General features: G+C 53.3%; 25 protein-coding genes and 1 tRNA gene. 9 read left to right on the top strand and 17 right to left on the bottom strand.

All coding sequences use genetic code 11. From position 1 onward, the window contains the following. Positions 1-131: 131 nt before the first annotated feature. From proX to ACI2I2_RS16255, 8 genes are all read right to left on the bottom strand, one after another. Positions 132-1,127, bottom strand: a complete 996-nt coding sequence (gene proX / locus ACI2I2_RS16290; RefSeq protein WP_404658826.1) for a glycine betaine/L-proline ABC transporter substrate-binding protein ProX — start codon at positions 1,125-1,127, stop codon at positions 132-134. Positions 1,128-1,187: 60 nt separating this feature from the next. Further along, on the bottom strand, positions 1,188-2,252 hold the full coding sequence (proW, locus tag ACI2I2_RS16285) for a glycine betaine/L-proline ABC transporter permease ProW (protein ID WP_404658825.1): 1,065 nt from the start codon (positions 2,250-2,252) through the stop codon (positions 1,188-1,190). After that, entirely contained in the window at positions 2,245-3,447 is a 1,203-nt protein-coding gene (gene proV, locus ACI2I2_RS16280; protein ID WP_404658824.1) for a glycine betaine/L-proline ABC transporter ATP-binding protein ProV, read from the bottom strand. Before proV ends, proW begins: the two co-directional genes overlap by 8 nt. Before the next feature lie 355 nt (positions 3,448-3,802). Beyond that, positions 3,803-4,765 (bottom strand): class 1b ribonucleoside-diphosphate reductase subunit beta, encoded by a 963-nt coding sequence (nrdF, locus tag ACI2I2_RS16275; RefSeq protein ID WP_404658823.1) that lies wholly within the window; start codon positions 4,763-4,765, stop codon positions 3,803-3,805. Positions 4,766-4,775: 10 nt separating this feature from the next. Beyond that, positions 4,776-6,920, bottom strand: coding sequence for a class 1b ribonucleoside-diphosphate reductase subunit alpha (gene nrdE, locus ACI2I2_RS16270; RefSeq protein WP_404658822.1), 2,145 nt, complete (start codon positions 6,918-6,920; stop codon positions 4,776-4,778). Continuing rightward, positions 6,893-7,303 carry a class Ib ribonucleoside-diphosphate reductase assembly flavoprotein NrdI gene (nrdI, locus tag ACI2I2_RS16265; RefSeq protein ID WP_404658821.1) on the bottom strand — a complete coding sequence of 137 codons (411 nt, stop codon included), beginning with the start codon at positions 7,301-7,303 and terminating at the stop codon, positions 6,893-6,895. Before nrdI ends, nrdE begins: the two co-directional genes overlap by 28 nt. Then, positions 7,300-7,545, bottom strand: coding sequence for a glutaredoxin-like protein NrdH (gene nrdH, locus ACI2I2_RS16260; protein ID WP_404658820.1), 246 nt, complete (start codon positions 7,543-7,545; stop codon positions 7,300-7,302). Before nrdH ends, nrdI begins: the two co-directional genes overlap by 4 nt. Before the next feature lie 180 nt (positions 7,546-7,725). Beyond that, the gene (locus tag ACI2I2_RS16255) at positions 7,726-8,157 is read right to left on the bottom strand and encodes a carboxymuconolactone decarboxylase family protein (protein WP_404658819.1); all 432 of its coding nucleotides are present in this window, start codon (positions 8,155-8,157) and stop codon (positions 7,726-7,728) included. Between the two features lie 85 nt (positions 8,158-8,242). Between ACI2I2_RS16255 and ACI2I2_RS16250 the strand changes: the two genes are divergently transcribed. Continuing rightward, the gene (locus ACI2I2_RS16250) at positions 8,243-9,595 is read left to right on the top strand and encodes a PLP-dependent aminotransferase family protein (protein WP_404658818.1); all 1,353 of its coding nucleotides are present in this window, start codon (positions 8,243-8,245) and stop codon (positions 9,593-9,595) included. A gap of 131 nt (positions 9,596-9,726) precedes the next feature. Here the strand turns inward: ACI2I2_RS16250 and ACI2I2_RS16245 are convergent, their stop codons facing one another. Then, the gene (locus ACI2I2_RS16245; RefSeq protein ID WP_404658817.1) at positions 9,727-10,053 is read right to left on the bottom strand and encodes a DUF883 domain-containing protein; all 327 of its coding nucleotides are present in this window, start codon (positions 10,051-10,053) and stop codon (positions 9,727-9,729) included. Between the two features lie 150 nt (positions 10,054-10,203). Here ACI2I2_RS16245 and ACI2I2_RS16240 point away from each other — a divergent pair, with 150 nt between their 5' ends. Next, positions 10,204-10,548, top strand: coding sequence for a DUF2002 family protein (locus ACI2I2_RS16240; protein ID WP_404658816.1), 345 nt, complete (start codon positions 10,204-10,206; stop codon positions 10,546-10,548). 40 nt (positions 10,549-10,588) lie between these two features. On the opposite strand, the gene alaE is transcribed toward ACI2I2_RS16240, so the two are convergent. Then, positions 10,589-11,026 (bottom strand): L-alanine exporter AlaE, encoded by a 438-nt coding sequence (gene alaE, locus ACI2I2_RS16235; protein ID WP_404658815.1) that lies wholly within the window; start codon positions 11,024-11,026, stop codon positions 10,589-10,591. Between the two features lie 691 nt (positions 11,027-11,717). Between alaE and stpA the strand changes: the two genes are divergently transcribed. Next, complete coding sequence (stpA, locus tag ACI2I2_RS16230) at positions 11,718-12,116, top strand: DNA-binding protein StpA (protein ID WP_404658814.1); 399 nt, start codon at positions 11,718-11,720, stop codon at positions 12,114-12,116. A 36-nt stretch (positions 12,117-12,152) separates the two neighbouring features. Here stpA and ACI2I2_RS16225 read toward each other — a convergent pair whose 3' ends face one another. Continuing rightward, positions 12,153-12,332 carry a hypothetical protein gene (locus ACI2I2_RS16225; RefSeq protein ID WP_404658813.1) on the bottom strand — a complete coding sequence of 60 codons (180 nt, stop codon included), beginning with the start codon at positions 12,330-12,332 and terminating at the stop codon, positions 12,153-12,155. Positions 12,333-12,490: 158 nt separating this feature from the next. Between ACI2I2_RS16225 and ACI2I2_RS16220 the strand changes: the two genes are divergently transcribed. Beyond that, on the top strand, positions 12,491-12,649 hold the full coding sequence (locus ACI2I2_RS16220; protein WP_404658812.1) for a YqaE/Pmp3 family membrane protein: 159 nt from the start codon (positions 12,491-12,493) through the stop codon (positions 12,647-12,649). 34 nt (positions 12,650-12,683) lie between these two features. Here the strand turns inward: ACI2I2_RS16220 and ACI2I2_RS16215 are convergent, their stop codons facing one another. Then, complete coding sequence (locus ACI2I2_RS16215) at positions 12,684-13,292, bottom strand: short chain dehydrogenase (RefSeq protein WP_404658811.1); 609 nt, start codon at positions 13,290-13,292, stop codon at positions 12,684-12,686. Positions 13,293-13,390: 98 nt separating this feature from the next. Here ACI2I2_RS16215 and ACI2I2_RS16210 point away from each other — a divergent pair, with 98 nt between their 5' ends. Further along, complete coding sequence (locus ACI2I2_RS16210; protein WP_404658810.1) at positions 13,391-14,290, top strand: LysR substrate-binding domain-containing protein; 900 nt, start codon at positions 13,391-13,393, stop codon at positions 14,288-14,290. Position 14,291: 1 nt separating this feature from the next. Here the strand turns inward: ACI2I2_RS16210 and ACI2I2_RS16205 are convergent, their stop codons facing one another. Next, positions 14,292-14,564 (bottom strand): GNAT family N-acetyltransferase, encoded by a 273-nt coding sequence (locus ACI2I2_RS16205; protein WP_404658809.1) that lies wholly within the window; start codon positions 14,562-14,564, stop codon positions 14,292-14,294. A gap of 250 nt (positions 14,565-14,814) precedes the next feature. Between ACI2I2_RS16205 and ACI2I2_RS16200 the strand changes: the two genes are divergently transcribed. The 3 genes from ACI2I2_RS16200 (at position 14,815) to ACI2I2_RS16190 (ending at position 15,586) form a co-directional block, all read left to right on the top strand. After that, positions 14,815-14,890, top strand: a tRNA-Thr gene (locus ACI2I2_RS16200). Between the two features lie 152 nt (positions 14,891-15,042). Further along, the gene (locus ACI2I2_RS16195; RefSeq protein WP_404658808.1) at positions 15,043-15,321 is read left to right on the top strand and encodes a hypothetical protein; all 279 of its coding nucleotides are present in this window, start codon (positions 15,043-15,045) and stop codon (positions 15,319-15,321) included. Positions 15,322-15,337: 16 nt separating this feature from the next. Further along, entirely contained in the window at positions 15,338-15,586 is a 249-nt protein-coding gene (locus ACI2I2_RS16190) for a DUF333 domain-containing protein (RefSeq protein ID WP_404658807.1), read from the top strand. 30 nt (positions 15,587-15,616) lie between these two features. Here the strand turns inward: ACI2I2_RS16190 and yjdI are convergent, their stop codons facing one another. Both yjdI and ACI2I2_RS16180 read right to left on the bottom strand, forming a co-directional pair. Next, positions 15,617-15,847, bottom strand: a complete 231-nt coding sequence (yjdI, locus tag ACI2I2_RS16185) for a 4Fe-4S mono-cluster protein YjdI (protein ID WP_404658806.1) — start codon at positions 15,845-15,847, stop codon at positions 15,617-15,619. Positions 15,848-15,947: 100 nt separating this feature from the next. Beyond that, the gene (locus ACI2I2_RS16180) at positions 15,948-16,814 is read right to left on the bottom strand and encodes a hypothetical protein (RefSeq protein ID WP_404658805.1); all 867 of its coding nucleotides are present in this window, start codon (positions 16,812-16,814) and stop codon (positions 15,948-15,950) included. 189 nt (positions 16,815-17,003) lie between these two features. Here ACI2I2_RS16180 and ACI2I2_RS16175 point away from each other — a divergent pair, with 189 nt between their 5' ends. Next, on the top strand, positions 17,004-17,342 hold the full coding sequence (locus tag ACI2I2_RS16175; RefSeq protein ID WP_404658804.1) for a DUF1294 domain-containing protein: 339 nt from the start codon (positions 17,004-17,006) through the stop codon (positions 17,340-17,342). Positions 17,343-17,376: 34 nt separating this feature from the next. Here ACI2I2_RS16175 and ACI2I2_RS16170 read toward each other — a convergent pair whose 3' ends face one another. Both ACI2I2_RS16170 and ACI2I2_RS16165 read right to left on the bottom strand, forming a co-directional pair. Then, positions 17,377-18,447, bottom strand: coding sequence for an ABC transporter ATP-binding protein (locus ACI2I2_RS16170; RefSeq protein WP_404658803.1), 1,071 nt, complete (start codon positions 18,445-18,447; stop codon positions 17,377-17,379). After that, positions 18,440-20,209 carry an ABC transporter permease gene (locus ACI2I2_RS16165; RefSeq protein ID WP_404658802.1) on the bottom strand — a complete coding sequence of 590 codons (1,770 nt, stop codon included), beginning with the start codon at positions 20,207-20,209 and terminating at the stop codon, positions 18,440-18,442. Before ACI2I2_RS16165 ends, ACI2I2_RS16170 begins: the two co-directional genes overlap by 8 nt. Between the last annotated feature and the right edge of the window lie 34 nt (positions 20,210-20,243).

The following is a 20,243-nucleotide window of genomic DNA, read 5'->3' as shown; positions in this document are numbered from 1 at the left end:
TCTGTAAAGGCACGATGAGGTCTCTTCTGTTTTGTTAGCGCAACCAGTAGATCACACTTCATCGTGCTTTTCACTTTTGTGGGGATACCTCAGCCACGTGGGAGAGGGTTAGGGAGAGGGGCTGGCACAGATTATTTCTGCGCAGCCAGCGCTTCTTTTACCCAGCCGTCAAACTGCTGCTGGTGGCCTTTGATCCAACCATCAACGTGGCCCTGGATATCCGCTTCTGACGAATGACCTTCGTGCATCATGGCGTTTTGGGCGTTGATATCTGCCAGCGGCAGTTTCATCAGCGAGAACAGCTTCGCGGCCGCCGGGTTTTTCTCAGCCCAGGCAAGGTTGGCCACAATGTGCATGGTGTTCACCGGGAAACCGTAGTTAGCGCCGTTTGGCAGTTTGGTGTCGATGTCTTTCTGCTCACCCGGCATGGAGGAGAACGGCACCTGCAGCCACACCACATCTTTCCCTGGCTTGAGCACATCGCTGACCCAGTAAGGCGTCCAGGTGTAATAGATAACCGGTTTGCCTTCTTTATAACGGGCGATAGTGTCCGCCATCATTGCGGAGTAGTTGCCGTGGCTAACGTCAACGGTTTTCGCCAGGTCGAACGCTTTGTTCTGGTGATTAATCACCGCTTCACAACCCCAGCCCGGTGAGCAACCCATCATGTCGGCTTTACCGTCGCCGTTGCTGTCAAAGAGTTTGGCAATCTTCGGGTCTTTGAGCTGGGCGATATTGGTGATGTGGTACTGATCGGCGGTTTTTTTGTCGATCAGATAACCCTGTGCTGCACCTGTTACGTACACGCCTTCACGGTAAAATTTCTTGTCGCCGCCCGCGGCCTTGTACATGTCGTCATGCAATGGCTGCCAGTTGACGGCGGTAAATGTGGCATCGCCAGAGGCAATGGAGGTGTAACCCACGTTGTAATCGACTTCGCTCGGTGCGTTCACCGTGTAGCCAAGTTTTTCCAGTGCGCGGCTGACCAGCAGCGTCTGGAAGGTTTCTTCAGAAATGGTGCTCTGCACCGGTTGCACGGTAATGCCTTTACCCGGCAGGTCGGCGGCAAAAGTGCTGGTGGAGACAAGCGTGGCAAACGCTGTGGCAAACATTACGCGATGTCGCATCGTTGTTCCTTTTATAAGTTGTAGGCCCGGTAAGCGTAGCGCCACCGGGCAATCGAGGGATTATTTGGTGAAAGGACGAAGGATCAGCCCAAGTGGCCCGGTGGTGTACCAGCGGCGGTTGCCACGGCTGCGTGAATCGCGGCCGACGGCCTGTGTCAGACGGTCAAGAATGATTGCCAGGATGACAATTCCCACACCGCCGACGCTCGCCAGGCCCATGTCGAGACGGCCAATACCGCGCAGGACCATTTGACCCAGACCGCCTACGGCGATCATCGAGGCGATAACCACCATCGACAGCGCCAGCATCAGCGTCTGGTTCACCCCGGCCATAATGGTCGGCATCGCCAGCGGGAGCTGGACTTTGAACAGCATCTGGCGTGGGCTGGCACCGAATGAGCGCGAAGCTTCAATCAAGTCCGCCGGCACCTGGTTAATGCCAAGGATTGTCAGACGCACTATCGGTGGCAGGGCGAAGATAATCGTCACCACCACGCCCGGCACGTTACCGATGCCGAACAGCATAACGATAGGCACCAGATACACGAACGCCGGTGTGGTCTGCATTGCATCCAGCAGCGGGCGAACAATCTTCGATGCCCGAGGACTGCGCGCCAGCCAAATTCCCAGCGGTAGGCCGATAACCACGCAGAAGAACAGCGCGGTCAGCACCAGCGCCAGGGTGATCATCGCCTGTGTCCAGGCTCCGATAGCCCCGATCAGAATCAGTGAAATCAGCGTGGCAACGCCCATTCCCGTGCCACCAATCTGCCAGGCTATCAGCGCGAACAGCGCAATGGCCATCGGCGCAGGCATGCCGGTCAGCAGGTGCTGAAAACCGCCAAGGATGTAGTCCACTGGCATACGGATGCCCTGAAAAACCGGACGGAAGTTGCTGACGATCCAGTCGATACCGTGGGTCACCCAGTTATCGAGGGGGATCAGCGTTTTATGGAACGGGTCCATAATGTTGAAATGTTCAGCCTGTGGCGCGGGTGCGCTGTGCAGCCAGTCAGCACCACTGCCCTCTGTTGGCGCTGGCGCAGGCGTTCCCCATGCGTCAGCCGATTGTGCAGCGCTGTCTGCTGCCGGTGTGGTTGCCCACGGATTGGATTGATCAGCCATTGTTTGTTCCCTCTCGATCTAAAGCCTGCAGCAGCACACTTTTGGAAATGATGCCCACATACTGCTGGTTCTCGTCGACCACCGGCACCGCACAAGGCGCCTGACCGACATGAGAAAGCATTTCGCTCAGTGAAGTCTGAGCATCAACCGCCAGCGGTGTTTCAAGCAGCGCAGCGTCAATGCTCTGGCCTTCCGCCAGCGCGGCTTTCAGGGAATCGATAGAGACAATGCCAACAAATTTATTCCCGCGTTCAATGACATAGCCATATTCACGGTCTTCATCCTGCAGCAGTTTGATGGCAGAACGAGGGCCAAAGCCCGGCGCTTTACGCAGCAGGCCTTTCGGCGTACGGCGGGCGATATCTTTTGCGCTAAAGACCTGGCTAATATCCACGCCACGGAAGAAAGTCCGCACGTAGTCATTGGCCGGATTATTCAGAATTTCATCCGGTGTACCGACCTGAACCACTTCGCCATTTTGCATAATGGCAATGCGATCGCCGATGCGCATGGCTTCATCAAGATCGTGGGAAATAAAGACAATGGTGCGTTGATGTTTAGCCTGTAATTTCACCAGTTCATCCTGCATCTCGGTACGAATTAAGGGATCGAGCGCAGAGAAGGCTTCGTCCATTAATAAGATGTCAGGGTTGATGGCTAATGCACGGGCCAGGCCAACGCGCTGGCGCATCCCGCCAGATAATTCATCCGGCCAGGCGTGAGCGTAATTATCCAGACCGACCTGACGCAGGGCATCGAGGGCTTTTTCCTGACGTTCCTGCGGCGCAATACCGGCTAATTCCATACCGAACGCCGTATTGTCCAGCACGTTCATATGAGGCATCAGCGCAAAGGACTGGAAGACCATCGCAATTTTCTTACGGCGTACTTCACGCAGCTCGGCGTCGGATATTTTGGCGATATCGATACCGTCGATCAGTACCTGCCCGCGAGTGGGTTCAATCAGGCGATTGAGAAGGCGTACCAGGGTGGATTTACCGGAACCGGATAACCCCATGATGACAAAAATCTCGCCTTCTTCAATGGCCAGACTGGCGTCAATAACGCCAAGAGATAAACCTGTTTTTTCCAGGATCTGCTCTTTGTTGAGACCCTTTTCGATATATTTGAATGCGCGCTGTGGATGTTCGCCAAATATTTTATAAAGATTTTTAATTTCTAATTTAATTGCCATGCAATAAACGGATTCCCATTATTTAATTATGTCGATATGTTACCTGATGAAAATAATTGACTGGCCATACCCTAACATACTCAGATTCTGAGACAACCCTCAATTTCCCACTGATTCCTGTCTTTCTGGTGCCCTGGTGGCGCGATGCCCCCATGATATAAGGGCTGAGGGGAAATGAAATCTGGACGATATTTTTTGTCAATGCAGAGAATTTTGGGCGGATTCTGGAAAGTTCAGGCGATATCAGGCGGGAAATTAGGTCAAAGTGCTGAAAGCGATATTTGCGGGTCTTTTAACGGTGTTGAGGTAAATATCCGGGAGGAAAATATGGATATATTTCCTCCCGATATTACCGTCAAAAACTCCAGTCTTCGTCTTCTGTCTCGACTGCCTTCCCCATCACGTACGAGGAGCCCGAGCCTGAGAAGAAATCATGGTTTTCATCGGCGTTTGGCGACAGCGCCGCAAGAATTGCCGGGTTCACGTCTGCCATCTCTGGCGGGAACAGCGCTTCAAACCCAAGGTTCATCAGCGCCTTATTGGCGTTGTAACACAGGAATGCTTTGACATCGTCTTCCCAGCCCGTTCCCGCATACAGCGCCTCGGTATAGGCCAGTTCGTTGTCGTAGAGATCCATCAGCAGATCGAGGGCGAAATTTTTCAGTGCTTCGCGTTCGCTCGGGCTCACCAGCTCCAGCCCTTTCTGGAATTTATAGCCAATGTAGTAACCGTGAACGGCTTCATCGCGGATAATCAGGCGAATCAGATCTGCGGTATTGGTCAGTTTGCCGCGACTGGACCAGTACATGGGCAGCCAGAAACCGGAATAGAAGAGGAACGATTCCAGGAACACGCTGGCGATTTTCTTCTTCAACGGCGCATCTGCTGCATAGTGTTCCAGCATCAACTGTGCTTTGCGCTGCAACGGCCCGTTCTCTTCACTCCAGACGTAGGCCGCATCCACGTCTTTAGTCTGGCAAAGTGTTGAAAAAATGGAGCTATAGGAGCGCGCATGGACAGCTTCCATAAAACTGATGTTCGACATCACTGCTTCTTCATGCGGCGTAAGCGAATCTGGCATTAACGCCGGTGCGCCAACCGTATTCTGGATGGTGTCGAGCAGCGTTAACCCGGTGAAGACGCGGATCGTCAGCTGTTGTTCCTCCGGGCTTAATGACTGCCAGGCCGGAATATCGTTCGACAGCGGCACTTTCTCCGGCAGCCAGAAATTGCTGGTTAAGCGGTTCCAGACTTCCAGATCTTTGTCGTCCTGGAGGGTGTTCCAGTTGATGGCGCTGACCGGTGATAAACGCTTCATCCTTTTCTCCTTACAATGCGCACGACACGCAGCCTTCAATTTCTGTACCCTCGAGCGCCAGCTGGCGCAGGCGGATGTAGTACAGCGTCTTAATGCCTTTCTTCCACGCGTAAATCTGGGCTTTGTTGATATCGCGAGTGGTGGCGGTGTCCGGGAAAAACAGCGTCAGCGACAAGCCCTGATCGACGTGCTTTGTCGCTTCGGCATAGGTGTCGATGATTTTTTCAGGCCCAATCTCATAGGCGTCCTGATACAGCGCCAGGTTGTCGTTGGTCATAAACGGGGCCGGGTAATAGACGCGCCCGGTTTTCCCTTCCTTGCGAATCTCAATTTTCGAGACAATCGGGTGAATACTTGAGGTCGCATGGTTGATATAGGATATCGACCCGGTCGGCGGTACGGCCTGCAAATTCTGGTTATAGATGCCGTAACGCATGACGTCATCCCGCAGCTGCTGCCACATTTCGCGTGTGGGCAGCGTGATGCCAGCTTGTGCAAATAGCGTGCGGACACGTTCCGTTTTCGGCTGCCACTCCTGCTCCAGATACTGGCGGAAATACTCGCCGCTGGCATAACGAGACTGCTCAAACCCGGCAAAACGCTGGTGCCGTTCGCGCGCCATCTGCATTGAAGTGTGCAGCGCATGCCAGGTGATGGTGTAAAAATAGAAGTTGGTGAAATCCAGCCCTTCTTCGCTGCCGTAGGCAATTCCCTCACGAGCCAGATAACCGTGAAGATTCATCTGCCCAAGTCCAATAGCGTGTGACGCAGCATTTCCCGCTTCAACAGACGGTACCGAGCGAATGTGGCTCATCTCCGATACGGCCGACAGGCCACGGATCGCGGTTTCAACCGTGCGGCCGAAGTCCGGTGAATCCATCGTGTGAGCAATGTTCAGCGAGCCTAAATTGCAGGAGATGTCGTGTCCGGTGGCGGCGTAATCCAGGTTCTCATCAAAGGTTGAGGCGCTGTTGACCTGCAAAATTTCGGAACACAGGTTGCTCATATTGATGCGCCCGGCAATCGGGTTCGCGCGGTTGACCGTATCTTCAAACATGATGTACGGATAGCCGGATTCGAACTGAATTTCGGCAAGCCGCTGGAAGAAATCACGAGCGTTGATCCAGGTTTTTCGCACGCGTTCGTCTGCGACTAACCGGTCATATATTTCGCTCACCGCAATATCACCAAACGGTTTGCCGTACAGGCGCTCAACGTCATACGGGGAAAACAGCGCCATCTGCGCATTTTCTTTCGCCAGGCGGAAGGTGACATCCGGGATCACCACGCCAAGCGACAGCGTTTTGATGCGAATTTTTTCGTCGGCGTTTTCACGTTTGGTATCCAGAAAACGCAGGATGTCCGGGTGATGGGCATGCAGATACACCGCGCCTGCACCCTGACGAGCCCCAAGCTGGTTCGCATAGGAGAAAGCATCTTCCAGCATCTTCATCACCGGGATCACCCCGGAAGACTGGTTTTCGATACGCTTAATGGGCGCACCCGCTTCGCGCAGGTTTGAAAGCAAAAAGGCGACGCCGCCGCCGCGTTTGGAGAGCTGCAACGCCGAATTTACCGAGCGGCCAATCGACTCCATATTGTCTTCAATGCGCAGCAGGAAGCAGGAGACTAATTCACCCCGCTGTTGTTTGCCGCAGTTGAGGAAGGTTGGCGTGGCAGGCTGGAAGCGGCCAGAGAGCATTTCGTCAGTGAGCTGACGCGCGAGGGATTCATTGCCCTGTGCCAGCGTCAACGCCACCATCACCACGCGGTCTTCAAAGTGTTCGAGGAACTGTTTGCCGTCGAACGTTTTCAGGGTGTAGCTGGTGTAAAACTTCCAGGCCCCGAGAAACGTTTTGAACTGAAACTGGCTGGCGTGAGCGTGGGCAAAGAGATCGGCAATAAACGCACGGTTGAAGCGTGCCAGAACGCGTTCGTCGTAATAGCCTTCTGCCACCAGCCAGTCCAGGCGCGCGTCCTGATTGGCGAAGGTGCGTGAGTTAGGGCGCACGTAGGCGGCCATAAAAGCGCTCACGGCTTCGGCATCTTTCTCAAACTGAATGCGGCCGTCTTTATCGTACAGATTCAGCATCGCATTGAGCGCATGGTAGTCCGGGGCGCTGTGGATCACACGTTCTGCGGTTGTCGTTGCCAAAATTCGCTCACTCCTTTTCGCACATTGTCGATATCGCTTTGGGTGCCCATCAGTTCAAACCTGTAGAGGTAAGGCACGCTGCATTTCTGCGCGATGACATCTCCGGCGCGGCCAAAAGCTTCGCCGAAATTTCGGTTGCCCGAGGCAATCACGCCGCGTATCAGGGCGCGATTGTGCGGGTCATTTAAAAAGCGGATCACCTGGCGAGGCACCGCGCCTGCCGTGCCGCCTCCGCCGTAGCTGGGCACCACCAAAATATAGGGTTCGTCTACCTGAATGCGTTCCCGTTCATTGAGCGGAATACGCACGGCAGGCAGCCCCAGCCGCTCGATAAAGCGCAGCGTGTTTTCGGAGCTGCTGGAGAAATAGACGAGGGGATTCATGCTCGTGCCGCAATGGCCTCAGGGCGCAGGCGGTTGATCATGTCCGGACGAAAACCAGACCAGCTAACGTCGCCAGCAATTACCACTGGCAGAGAACGAAAGCCTTGCGCACGCAGAGTGTCTGCGGCATCAGGATGGTGGTCGATATTGATCATCTCAAAGTCAAACCCGCGGGACTCCATTGCCCGTTTGGTGGCATGGCACTGAACGCAGTCATTTCGAGTGTAAATAGTAATGCGCATGATTCGTATTTCCGTTTAAAATGAAAAGCGGCGCAAAAATCAGCGTCGGTTTGGGTCAGTCATCTCTAAAGGGAATACTAGATGTAGTTAAGAAAAACATCAACCATACAATATATAGATATTTTATCTTGATTTGCCCCCGCTAACGAGCGTAGCGAGGGCGAGGGGTTTTGGCCGTAATTACATGCGCATACTGACGGCGAGGCGGTTAAAGGCGTTCATCAGGCTAATGGCAAACGTCAGGTCGCTTATCTCTCTGGCGCTGAAGTAAGCCAGCAAAGGTTGATAGACTTCATCTTCCGCGCGGTTGCGGGCAATGTCCGTCAAATCTTCCGCCCAGGCCAGCGCAGCACGTTCGCGATCGGAGAAGTGATGACTCACTCTCCAGCCTGCCAGCGCGTCCAGTTTCACCTGTTCCACACCGCGTTTACGCAGCGCTTTGCTGTGCATTTCCAGGCAGAAGGCGCAGCCGTTGATTTGTGAAATCCGCAGATACACCAGTTCGATAACGGACAAATCCAGTTCGCTGTGTTCCAGCGCTTTTTTCGCCTGGCCCAGGGCGGCATACACTTCAGGGCTCAGTTCATAGTAGGGTTGGCGTAATGTTGTCATGGCAGGTCTCCTCTTTTCGATGAGCACAGTCTGTCACTATAATGGTCTGGTGTAGAGAGCCATCTTTTGAGTAAAAAACCAGACCATGAATTCACACTCCGCAGGGCCACGCTATCAGAGTATTGCGCGTCAGCTTAAAGCAGCCATTGAACAAGGCGAGTTGCTCCCCGGCAAACGGCTGCCCGCCAGCCGGGTGTATGCCCAGGAACTTGGCGTGTCGCGGGCGACCGTGGAATCTGCTTACGGTGAGCTTGTCGCGCAGGGCTGGCTGGAGCGCCAGGGGCAGAAGGGCACTTTCGTCAGCGCCGGTGTCGTTCGTGGGCCAACCGCGCCAGAACCGACGTGGTTTGGCGGCGAACAGCCAGAGCCGCAGCCCTTCCAGATGGGCTTGCCCGCCTTAGATCTTTTTCCTCGGGCTATCTGGGCGCGGGTGATGGGCCGCCGCTTAAGGACGCAAACGCGTTTTGATCTTGCGCTCGGCGATGTGTGCGGTGAAATGAACCTACGCAACGCCATCGTGGAGTATCTGCGTTTTTCCCGCAGCATTGATTGCATGCCTGAGCAGGTTTTTGTGACCACGGGCTACGCGGCTTCGATGACGCTTATCCTGCAAACACTCAGCAACCCCGGTGATCAAATCTGGCTGGAAGATCCCGGCTTTCCCTTGATTCGCCCGTTGATCAGCAGCCAGCGGCTGGAGTTTTGTCCTGTGCCGGTGGACGATGACGGTATGCAGATTGAAGAGGGGATACGGCTTGCGCCTGATGCTCGTTTTGCCTTGCTCACGCCAGCACACCAAAGCCCATTGGGCGTGGCGCTCTCCCTGCCTCGTCGCCACCAATTATTAGACTGGGCGGCTCATCGGCAAGCGTGGATCATTGAGGATGATTACGACAGTGAATTTCGCTATCAGGGCAAACCGCTCCCACCCATCAAAAGTCTGGATGCGCCACAGCGCGTGATTTACGCCGGAACGTTTAGCAAATCGCTGTTCCCGGCGCTGCGCTGTGCCTGGCTGGTGGTTCCCGCGCCGCTGGTGGCGCAATTTCGGCAGCAGGCCTCGTATGCCGCCTGCGGGGTGCCGCTGCTCTGGCAACAAACGTTGGCCGATTTTATCCATGAAGGGCATTTCTGGCGGCATCTTAAGAAAATGCGTCAGCACTATGCACAGCGTCGCCAATGGCTGGAGCAGGCACTGGCCGCGCACGGTTTTCAGGTGGTGCCGCAGCAGGGCGGAATTCAACTGGTGATGACGGTGGAGGGTGACGACCGGGAACTGGCGGTACGTGGCCGCCGGGCCGGGCTTGCGGTGCAAGCGCTGAGCGACTGGCGAATGAACAGCCAGGGAGCCAATGGATTGCTGATGAGCTTCACGAATATCTCCAGCCCGGCAATGGCACAACAGCAGGCCAAAATGCTTCAACTGGCCATCAAATAAATATCGAGCTATCAAGCGGCCTGTAGGCCGGTGCAAGCGTAGCGCCGCCCGGCAATCAAGCAAATAAAAGCCCCGGCAGGTCAGAAACCTGTCGGGGCAGACGCGTATTTATTATCAGCATGACACCGTCATTATCGGCGCAAACTCAATAATGCGCCAACAAAGATCCCAACGGCAGCCGCAGCGCCCACGCTGTGCCAGGGTTTGTCTCGCACGAAGCTGTCCGCGCAACCTACCGCATCGCGAGCGGCTTGCTGAACGCGAGTGCGGCCATACATTCTGGCTCGGGTTTCGCGAAGCAGGGACTGCGCTTTACGTCGCGCGGCATCTGCTTCGTCTTTGGCATCGCTGCCCCAGGATTTCAACACGTCTTCCAGCGAATCGGCCAGTTGACTGACATCGTTCTGAATATCCTGAACGCCTTCATCCACTTCGTTACGATTGGGTCTGTTAAACATGGGTTCCTCCCCTGAGTGACGGTGAAATTAAGTTTAGGACAGATTGAAGTGAATCACGCCTTATTCGCCCGTTTATGGATTTTTCTGAAAGCGATGCTATTGCTGAATACTGTAAGGTGGCGTGGCTGTTGAGGACAACGAGGATAAAATATGTATTTACGACCTGATGAGGTGGCGCGCGTTCTTGAAAAAGTCGGCTTTACGATGGACGAAGTGACGCAGAAAATTTACGGTTACCGCCGTGGCGATAATTATGTTTATGTGAATCGCGAAGCCAGAATGGGCAGAACCGCGCTTATCATTCATCCGGGCCTGAAAGAGCGCAGCTATTTGCTGGCAGATCCGGCGTCTGAAATCAAAACCTGCGATCACTATCAGCAGTTTCCGCTTTATTTAGGCGGTGATGCGCAGGAGCATTACGGCATTCCGCACGGCTTCAGCTCACGCATTGCCCTTGAGCGTTTTCTGACAGGATTATTTGGCGAAGGGAACTAAGCGAACGACTGGCACGCGGCCAGTCGTGTCAGGCTGAGCGTCAGGCATACTGGCTGACGCGAAACAGACGACGGCAGTAATCAAGGAAATAGCCGTACACCGCACCCATCATCATTGACACCACGATATTCGAACTGACCGCAGCAGCAATCTGGTGCCAGTCGGCGCCCACAGTCAGCAAAATCACCACATACACCGGCGACTGAAACGTCACATAAGCCAGCACATCGGCCAGGTTTTTTACCCATTTTGCCGGGCTCAGTCGGCGAGCATACTGCATCACCCAATCGCGATATAACCCATAGGGCCATGCAATGATTATGTTGACCGGGATAGCCACCAGTCGCGACGAAAGTGACTGCTCAAAGCTCATACCGGAGAGAAAAATTTCAATCAACATGTTCACGACGGAACAGTAGACCACCATGGCGAAAGTGTCTGCTGCCGCATGACGCAGGCGTGACTGCGCAGAGAACATCGGTATGCTCCTTGGAAAAGGGAATATCATTGGGAAAGAACGTTTCTGACAGTGCTTTGGGTTGGCTCTGTTTTCGAGTATAGATTATCCATCTGGCTATGAAGTAACAACTAGCTTAAAATTTTTATTTGCTCGCCTTTTGTTAATAAAATACTCTGTCGATAGGCGTTTTTCCGATGGTACGCTATTTTTGTTGCTGATTGTTTTATTTATTCATATAAATCATTGTGTTACTGTTTTTTGATAGTGCAGCGATTTTATCCGTCGCCCATCTGAAGACATTTCGTATGAGCCTTATCCTCTCTGATTTCGTTTTTAGCATTAACATCTGTGTAATTGTCATTTTGTGGTGTTTGAGGCTGTTTTTCCGTAATGGGTGATCATGCGGTAGAGGTGACTGGTTATGCATAAGGTGTGAGGGGGGATGTTCTCGCTAATCGCCTGACGCGGCAGAAATAATCTTCTTTCTGTAGTTATTATGGTCTGTGGGCAGCGTATTGATTTATTCAATCAGTAAAAATGACAAATGCGGATATTTAATGTTTAGTGCGGTGTCACTGTTCTATCAATTTTAAATAACATTAAAATGAAGCGATATCTCTTGATTTGTGGGTGGAAAAGGCAGACTGGATATAATACACTTATTCTCGTTATGCCATTTTAGTTCGTTGCAAAGGAATTTAAAAAATATATGTCTAGCCTGTTACAGAAACTTAATAATATTCGTACATTACGTGCCATGTCGCGTGAATTCTCCATTGACGTTCTTGAAGAGATGCTGGAAAAATTCAGGGTTGTGACTGAAGAAAAACGTGCAGAGGAAGCGAGCCTGCAAGAAAGCCAGGCTGAGAAGCGCGAAAAAATTAATGCCTTGCTCGAAATGATGCAGGCTGATGGCATCTCGCCGGATGACATTTTTGGCAAATCAGCTGGGGTGGTTAGCACCCGTAAACGTGCTGCTCGTCCGGCGAAATATCGTTATACCGACCTGGACGGGGCACAGAAAACCTGGACTGGCCAGGGACGTACACCGAAGCCGATTGCGAAAGCACTGGCGGAAGGAAAATCGCTGAATGATTTTCTGATCTAATGAAGAAACGGTGAGGCTCAGCCCTCACCGTTTTTATTAGCACACGCCAAAATCATCATCTTCGTGATAGTGCGACACCTCCGTCGCCTTCAGCGTGTATTTCTTTCCTTCCTCATCACTGGCCGCAACGGTCACAATCTCATCGCCGCGTAGTTCTATAATCTTCATTTTTGGTCCGCCGAGTTTAGGCTGCACCAGATCACCCACTGAATACATTTTCTTCTCCTTAGTGATTATCCGGATAAAGCGTAGTGCAAAAATCCGTAAAAGGTAAAAGAGGGTAAACCCGATAGAGGAAAATGGCGACTCAGGCGACAATGGCTATGCTTAGTATTAATACTTTTTTATCATTTGCCTCATTGCATGGAGTTTTTATGGGTTTCTGGCGTGTTGTCTTTACCATTCTGATCCCACCACTCGGGGTTTTACTGGGTAAAGGATTCGGTTGGGCCTTTATCATTAATATCGTGCTGACGCTGCTGGGTTATATTCCGGGCCTGATTCACGCGTTCTGGGTGCAGACCCGAGATTAATGTGTAAAAGGGTCGCCCAGGCGACCCTCCTCAACTAATAACCGACCTTAAACACCTGCCCGCTTTGCACCCCTTCCACACTGCGTCGATACGCTAGCGCCACGCGCGCGGCTGGCACGCTTTCAAATCCAGGGAAGAACGGGGCGTAGGCTTCCTCCGCTTCGGTTAACAGCGTTGGGCTCACCAGATTGATTCGAATCCCGCGTGGTAATTCACAAGCCGCTGCCTTCACGAAACCGGCCAGGGCGGTATTCACTGCGGTGGCATTCCCCCCTTGTGCAATGGGCACATCGGCAATGATGCCGCTGGTGAGGGTAATTGAACCGCCATCGTTCAACACATGCTGGGCTTTCAGGGCGAGCCGCACCTGGCCCAGAAGCTTGTCCTGCAAACCCTGATTGAAATTCTCTGCTGTCATCTCACTCAATGGCCCGAAAAAGACGTTGCCGGTGGTCGCGATAATGGCGTCGATGTTCCCGGTGCGGGCAAACAGGGCGTCCACGCTGGCGTCATCAGTGAGATCCACCTGAAGGTCTCCGTGATGACGACCGACACGGATGAGTTCGTGCTGCGTTTGTTTTTCCAGTTCTGCCACGACCGCGCGGCCAACGGTGCCGCTTGCGCCTACGATAACAATTTTCATCTCACTCTCCTCACTGGGGTTTAACGCTATTCTTTACTTAATTTTTTATGGGATAAACTGTCCTCAGGTTAGAACATTACTAATGGGTGGTTAGGAATATGGACAAGCTACGCAGTATGGAAATTTTTGTGGCGGTGGTGGAGCGGGGAAGCTTCACGGAGGCCGCCGCAAGCCTTGAGCTTTCCGCTGTGATGGTCGGGAAATACATCAACCATCTTGAAGCCGAACTCGGTGCCCGTTTGCTGGATCGCACCACTCGTCGCCAGAGCCTGACGGAAGCGGGAAGAGTGTATGAGCAAGAGTGTCGGCGAGTGCTGGAACAAGTGGCAGCGGCAGACGCGGCTGTTGAACGCCTGCGCTCAGCCCCTTCGGGAACATTGCGTATCAGTGCGCCAACCACTTTTGGGGCGTGCGTTGTGGCCCCCATTCTCGCGACTTTTTTGCAGCAGTATCCGGACGTGCGCGCGGAGCTCGATCTTAGCAATCGGGTGGTCAATTTGCTGGAAGAGGGATTTGACCTGGCGATTCGGATTGGTGACGTGCGTGATAACGATCTGGTCGCCAAATCGTTATGCCGGTATCGCATGGCGGTGTGTGCTTCGCCTGCGTATCTGGCGCAGTACGGAACGCCTGAGAGACCTCACGATCTCGCTAAGCACCGCTGTTTGTCGCATATGGTCTGGACGGCCCGCAACGAATGGCGGCTGGCGGGAAGTGAAACGGAAAGCCCGTGGCGGCGCGATCCGGTTCTGGCGTGTAATGATGGACTGGGGCTGAAAATGGCGGCGCTGGCAGGCGCGGGATTACTGCTACAGCCCGAGATCCTGCTGACGGAAGAACTCGCCAGCGGCAGGCTGGTTCGGGTCATGGAGGCGTGGCTACCAGAGCCGCGCCCCGTGCACCTGCTGTACCGCCAGGATTTGCGCCCGTTACCCAAACTCAGTCATTTTATCCGCCATTTGCAGGCTGAAGTTCAGCAACTGGGCTATCTGAGCTAACTCAGGCGCGGATATCCGCATACTCCGGCGTAGTATCAAATTCATGTTTGGCAAAAGGGCAAAGTGGGATGATTTTGCGATTTTCCCGGCGCATCCTTTCCACCACTTTTGCTACCAGCTGCTTGCCGACGCCTTGCCCCTTCAGGCTTTCATCAACGTCGGTATGTTCGATGATGGTCAAGTGCTCGCCGGTCGGAACGAAAACCACTTCTGCGACCCGGTTGCCCTCGGCATCGTTGACATAAAAGCTGTTATTGCCTTCCAGAATGTCCATTTTATCTCCTTCAGTATCCCGAACAGGGTGAAATTTTACACCAGTAAAGGATAGTCTCTTTGCGGAAAATCGCTTTTTAGAATGAGCCATTTTAACCAATTTGCATCAAGAGACCTTCAGCTTTATCAGGGCAAATATCTACAGTGACAGACAGTTACTGATGTTTTTAGATTTTTCCTTAGTCCGTATTTAATATTTTATGGGTTGCCAGGTGGCATATTGCTGATAGTATTCTTCCCAGCCAAACAACGCCGGCTTAGCTCAGTTGGTAGAGCAACTGACTTGTAATCAGTAGGTCCCCAGTTCGATTCCGGGAGTCGGCACCAGCGCATTTTCGGCAGTAATAACGGCAATGTGCAGCATAGAAATTGGCGTTAAAAATAGGTTGGCAGGTTTTTATCAACTGTTAATGATGCTGTAATAAAAATTAAAATAACACGACACTCAGCCGATGATATCACTGCTCAAGGAAAGAGGCATGCCGCTTGGCATAGGATTGCTGTTGCTTATTTCATTTTCCTCTCTCGGAAATATGCGCTGCATCTCAATTATAGAAAAGGAAAAGACAGCGCAGCCTCTAAAAATAATTACTTATAAGAGTAAGAAAAATATCGATCGAGATGATAACATGGAAGTGTTATGGGATTTTTTTGGCAATGATTTAAAACAACACTACAGAGTGAAGTATCTTGGCAAGAACGTATCCGCGAAAAAAAGTAAATTGAAAAAAGGGCGCGAGTACGAATGCTTTAAATGAGGTAACACGAAGTCTAATGAGCAAAATGACAAGGACAGGATGTATTTTGCTGGCGCTACTGACGTTGGCCGGTTGCCGGCCCCACGATCGACAGGCAAACATTGCAGGAGCATCCAACCCTGCATCGGTCTACTGTACCCAGCAAGGCGGGATGCGGGACACGGTCAGAGAGCATGGCGTTAACGTAACCTATTGCCTCTTCCCGGAGGGTAATCGAGTCGATGAATGGACCTTTTATCGGGAAAGGGCCCATAATTTCCACTGACCTTAAGGTGAGCTCAGGCCGCGCAATCGCTCATTTCACCCGGTATTTCAGCGCGCCGCTTGGGCACGTATCAATCACCCGCTGGACGGTTTGCACATCAACGCTATCCGGCATAATCCAGGGTTTACGCTTGAGATTAAAAAGTTGGCTGTTACCGCGCACGCAGTTGCCGGAGTGCTGGCAAATCTCCGTGTTGAAATAAACGTCGATCTTTTCACCGCTGTACAGGCGGTACCCTGCCTCAATCAATTCTTTATCCACGACATTACCTCTGTTTTTATACTGACGTTCAGAGCTAAGCATAGACCTGTGAATGAGCAGGGGAAAGGGGATGCTGAGCATTGCACCCCCCCGTTAAGGGCTAAACCAGTTTCAGCAGAACGCGAAGCGGTTTCAGGTTGGTGATGAAATGCCATATTTTGTGCAAATCGACCACCCCAGCCAGAGCCAACAGTGCCAGCGTGATGAGCAGCGTCGCGGCGGTGATCACCAGCATCAGACGCACGATGTTGCGCTGCATTTTCATCTGCTGCAGTGTACGGCGCTCTTCTTTTTCATACTCGACGATGGTGGCGATTGACTTCGGCTGCACAAAATAACGATCGTCTTGTTGCGTCAAATCTTCAGTAATCACCAGCGATTTCAGCAGCAGCGTCACCTTACGGCGAAACTCCTCATTGCGGATGTGGCGGTACCATAATTTGCCATACAGCAACTCAATAACCTCATCCACCGTCACGCCGGTATTGAGCTTCGACGGCCGCTGCTGGATGTACTCATTGACCAGCAGGTTCAGCAGTGAAATGCGATCACGACTTTTCAGCTCTTTATTGGCAAAAAAGGTTGAAACCAGCTTTCCTTTTCCACGGCTGATCAACGTCTTAAGATATTTAAGGCGAGTGCGGTAGTGAAAGCTAAAACCAATGATACCGTCGAAACTGACCGGGCCGTATTTTCGGTGATGGATAATTTCAGGCTGCATTTCATCGAGCCCGGAAAGTGAAATCCGACGTTTTTCTTTATAGCTGCAGGTATCGTAATCCCAACGGGCAATCACCACGGTATCATCATGAAAATCAAGCAACTGATAGCGGTAATGATCAACATCGACCAGATGGACCGAATAATAGTTGTAGGGGTTTCCTGTTCGCGCATCCTGCGTCACTAACAGGGGAAGACGCTTTTTCCACAGCTTCTGGCGTAGAGACGCAAGAGTATTGTCCAGCATAGAGCTTCCACCCGCAAAAGTGCGGAAATAAAAAGGGATGATAAAGAAGATCTTAGTCGAGAGCGTTTAAATGCGACAACCGTGGAGTTGTTTAAAAATAACCAGCTGCGAAGCGGGCAGGGCAGCGTTGCACCAGTCTGTAAAACGCGGCATATTGCCTTCGAATCGGTGTAAAGGACGTCTGGCACGATGAGAATTACCCTGTTTTGCGCTGTGCTGCTGGCACTGTTATTGGCCGTCAGTCTCTTTTATTTTCAGTCTCTTGTGGCCTGGTTACTGTTGGTTAATAGCCTGACGTGGCTGGTCTACGGGGCGGACAAACACGCGGCACGCAAAAGCTGGCAGCGCGTACCGGAAAAAACGCTGCTGCTGTTAGGCGTGGTGGGCGGTTGGGTTGGCGCTTTAGTGGCGCAGGAAGTGTTTCGACATAAAACGCAGAAACAGCCGTTCCGCACCTGGTTTATGCTCAGCGTTATTCTCAACGTGGCGGTGCTGGTGGGCGTTGGATACTGGCGCGTCAGTGGTTAATTACAGGGAGCGGCCATACCGCTCCCTTGTTGAATCAGGCTTTCGGGAAGATCCAAAGATGGTTTTCCGGTAACGCCAGATGGCAATGCTGCGGATCGCGAACTTCTGCGCCGTACGCACGAATCACAAAATCATCGCCCGACGTGCGGAACAGGTATTCCCAACGATCGCCGAGATACATGCTGGTCAGCAGCGGCAGCTCAAGCTGATTTTCCCCTGGCCCTTCAACCAGCGTTACGCGTTCCACACGGATGACCGCCGTGCCTTCCTGACCGCTTTGCACGCCTTCCGCTGCTTTGCCCCACAGTGACCAACCGCTGCCTTCAATGCGCGCTTTGCCGTCTCTCACTTCCGTAATTTTGCCGTGCAGACGGTTGTTGCTGCCCATGAACTCGGCGGTGAACAACGTTTTTGGCGAGCCGTACATTTCCTGCGGCGTGCCCTGTTGCTCAATTTTGCCGTTGTTGAGCAGCAAAATGCGGTCGGAAATCGCCATCGCTTCGTTCTGATCGTGCGTTACCATCAGCGCCGATAACCCCAGCTTGATGATCAGCTCGCGCAAGAACACGCGGGCCTCTTCACGCAGCTTGGCGTCAAGGTTCGACAGCGGCTCATCCAGCAAAATCACCGGCGGGTTATAAACCAGCGCACGGCCAATCGCCACGCGCTGTTGCTGCCCACCGGAAAGCTGGTGCGGATGGCGTTTGCCCAGATGCCCGAGACCCAGTTGATCCAGCACATCCTGCACACGCTGGGTGATTTCTTTCGCAGGCACTTTGCGCAGCTTCAGCGGATAGGCCACGTTCTCAAACACGGTTTTGTGCGGCCACAGGGCGTAAGACTGAAACACCAGCCCGAGGTTACGTTCTTCGGCAGGCACTTCGCTGCGCGGTGTGCCGTCATAAACTTTGTTGTTGCCGATGACGATGGCACCTTGCGTAGGCTTTTCCAGCCCGGCCACCGCGCGCAGCAGGGTGGTTTTGCCGCTGCCCGAAGGCCCCAGCAATGACACCACTTCGCCGCGTTTCAGGTTCATCGACACGCCCTTCAACACAGGATTGTCGCCGTAGGTTAAATGCAGATTATCGACCGTTAACTCAATCATGTAATTTGACTCCAAAACGAAGGGCAATCCCCAGACCGACCACGACCAGCAGGATGTTGATGAAAGAGAGCGCTGCCACGATATCAATCGCGCCTGCTGCCCACAGGGAAACCAGCATTGAGCCGATGGTTTCTGTACCCGGCGAAAGCAGATACACGCCGGTGGAGTATTCGCGTTCGAAAATCAGGAACATCAGCAGCCAGGAGCCAATCAGCCCATAGCGAGACAGCGGAATGGTGACGTGGCGGGTAATTTGCCCGCGCGTCGCCCCGGTGCTGCGGGCCGCTTCTTCCAGTTCCGGTGCCACCTGCAACAGCGTGGAGGAAATCAGCCGCAGGCCGTAAGCCATCCACACCACGGTGTAAGCCAGCCACACACTGAAGATGGTGCTGCGAAGCCCGCGCAGCCAGACAATCAGGTTATCGCGCAGCCACTGCGACCACGGCATGCCGGAAAGCCAGCCGGATTTCAGGGCGTTATCCAGCCACATCGGCAGGAACAGGAACACCCACAGGAACGCCAGCCCGGCGAGCAGGCCAGGCACCGCGCGCGGCACCAGTACGCTGTAATCAAGGAAGCGGGTAGTGTTGTCCGGTTTACGGTGCATGGCGATGCCGATAAACAAATAGCAGCCCACCGCCAGCGCGCCGCCCAGTACGCCAATCGACATCGAGTTGACGATAGCGCGCAGCAGGTTCGGCTGCTGCCAGATGGTGCGGAAAGTATTGAGCGACAGCTCATCCCAAAGGGACACGCCCACGCCCCAGTTAGAGATAAACGCACGCAGCACCACGCCCAGCAGCGGCACGCCAATCGTCACCGTCAGCCAGAAGGCGACCACGGCACCGGCGACCCAGCGCCATTTACCCAGCGGTAACGCACGCGCCTGCGAGGCTTTGCCTTTCATGGTGACGAAGCGGTTAGCGGTACGCATCAGGCGGCGTTGCAACATCACCAGCGGGATGGTGATACAAATCAACACCACGGCCACGGCGGCCATCAAGTGATACGACGGCGTACCGAGTTTATTGGTCAACTGGTACAGGTAAGTCGCCAGCACCATGTTGCCTTCCGGATCGCCCAAAACCAGCATCAGGCCGAACACTTCCAGCCCAAGGAAAAACAGCAGCACGATGGCGTACAGAATAGAAGGGCGCACCATCGGCAGGCTGACGGCGGTCATCACCTGCAACGGCGAAGCGCCGGAAATGCGAGCGGCCTCTTCCACATCCGACCCGACGCTACGCAGCGCCGAGGAGATATAAAGATAAGCGTGCGGCACGTGCGTCAGGCCTGCAATCACCACGATGCTCGACATGTCGTAGATATTCCACGGCACGAAGCCAATCAGCGATTGCGCCCACAGCGACAGGAACCCGACCGGGCCTGCCGCCACCACGTAACCAAAGCCAAGGACCATCGGCGAAACAAAGATCGGCACGAGGATCAGCGGCTCAATCAGGCGGCGACCTGGCAGGTCGGTTCGCACCATCAAAAAGGCCAACACGCCGCCCAGAGGAATAGCGATAACTACCAGGCCGAAAGCGAGAATAAAGCCGCTCTTCAGCGCCTTATAAAAATCAGGATCGGTGAAAATAAAGCCAAAAGATTCCAGGCTCCACTCTTTGGCCGGGGCAAAGAACGGCGCGGATAAAAAGCTCTGTATCACAATGAACGACAGAGGAATGTAGATAACCAGCGCGGTTAATAACACGACTATGCCGCGTGGCAGGCTTTGCCACTTTCTGCTTAATGCGTTCATAGAAAATCCCTGGTCTGGCTGGGAAACACTGATA

It is taken from the genome of Scandinavium sp. NPDC088450 (assembly GCF_044900545.1).
Lineage (GTDB): Bacteria > Pseudomonadota > Gammaproteobacteria > Enterobacterales > Enterobacteriaceae > Scandinavium.
This window is presented reverse-complemented; position numbering and strand designations above follow the sequence as displayed.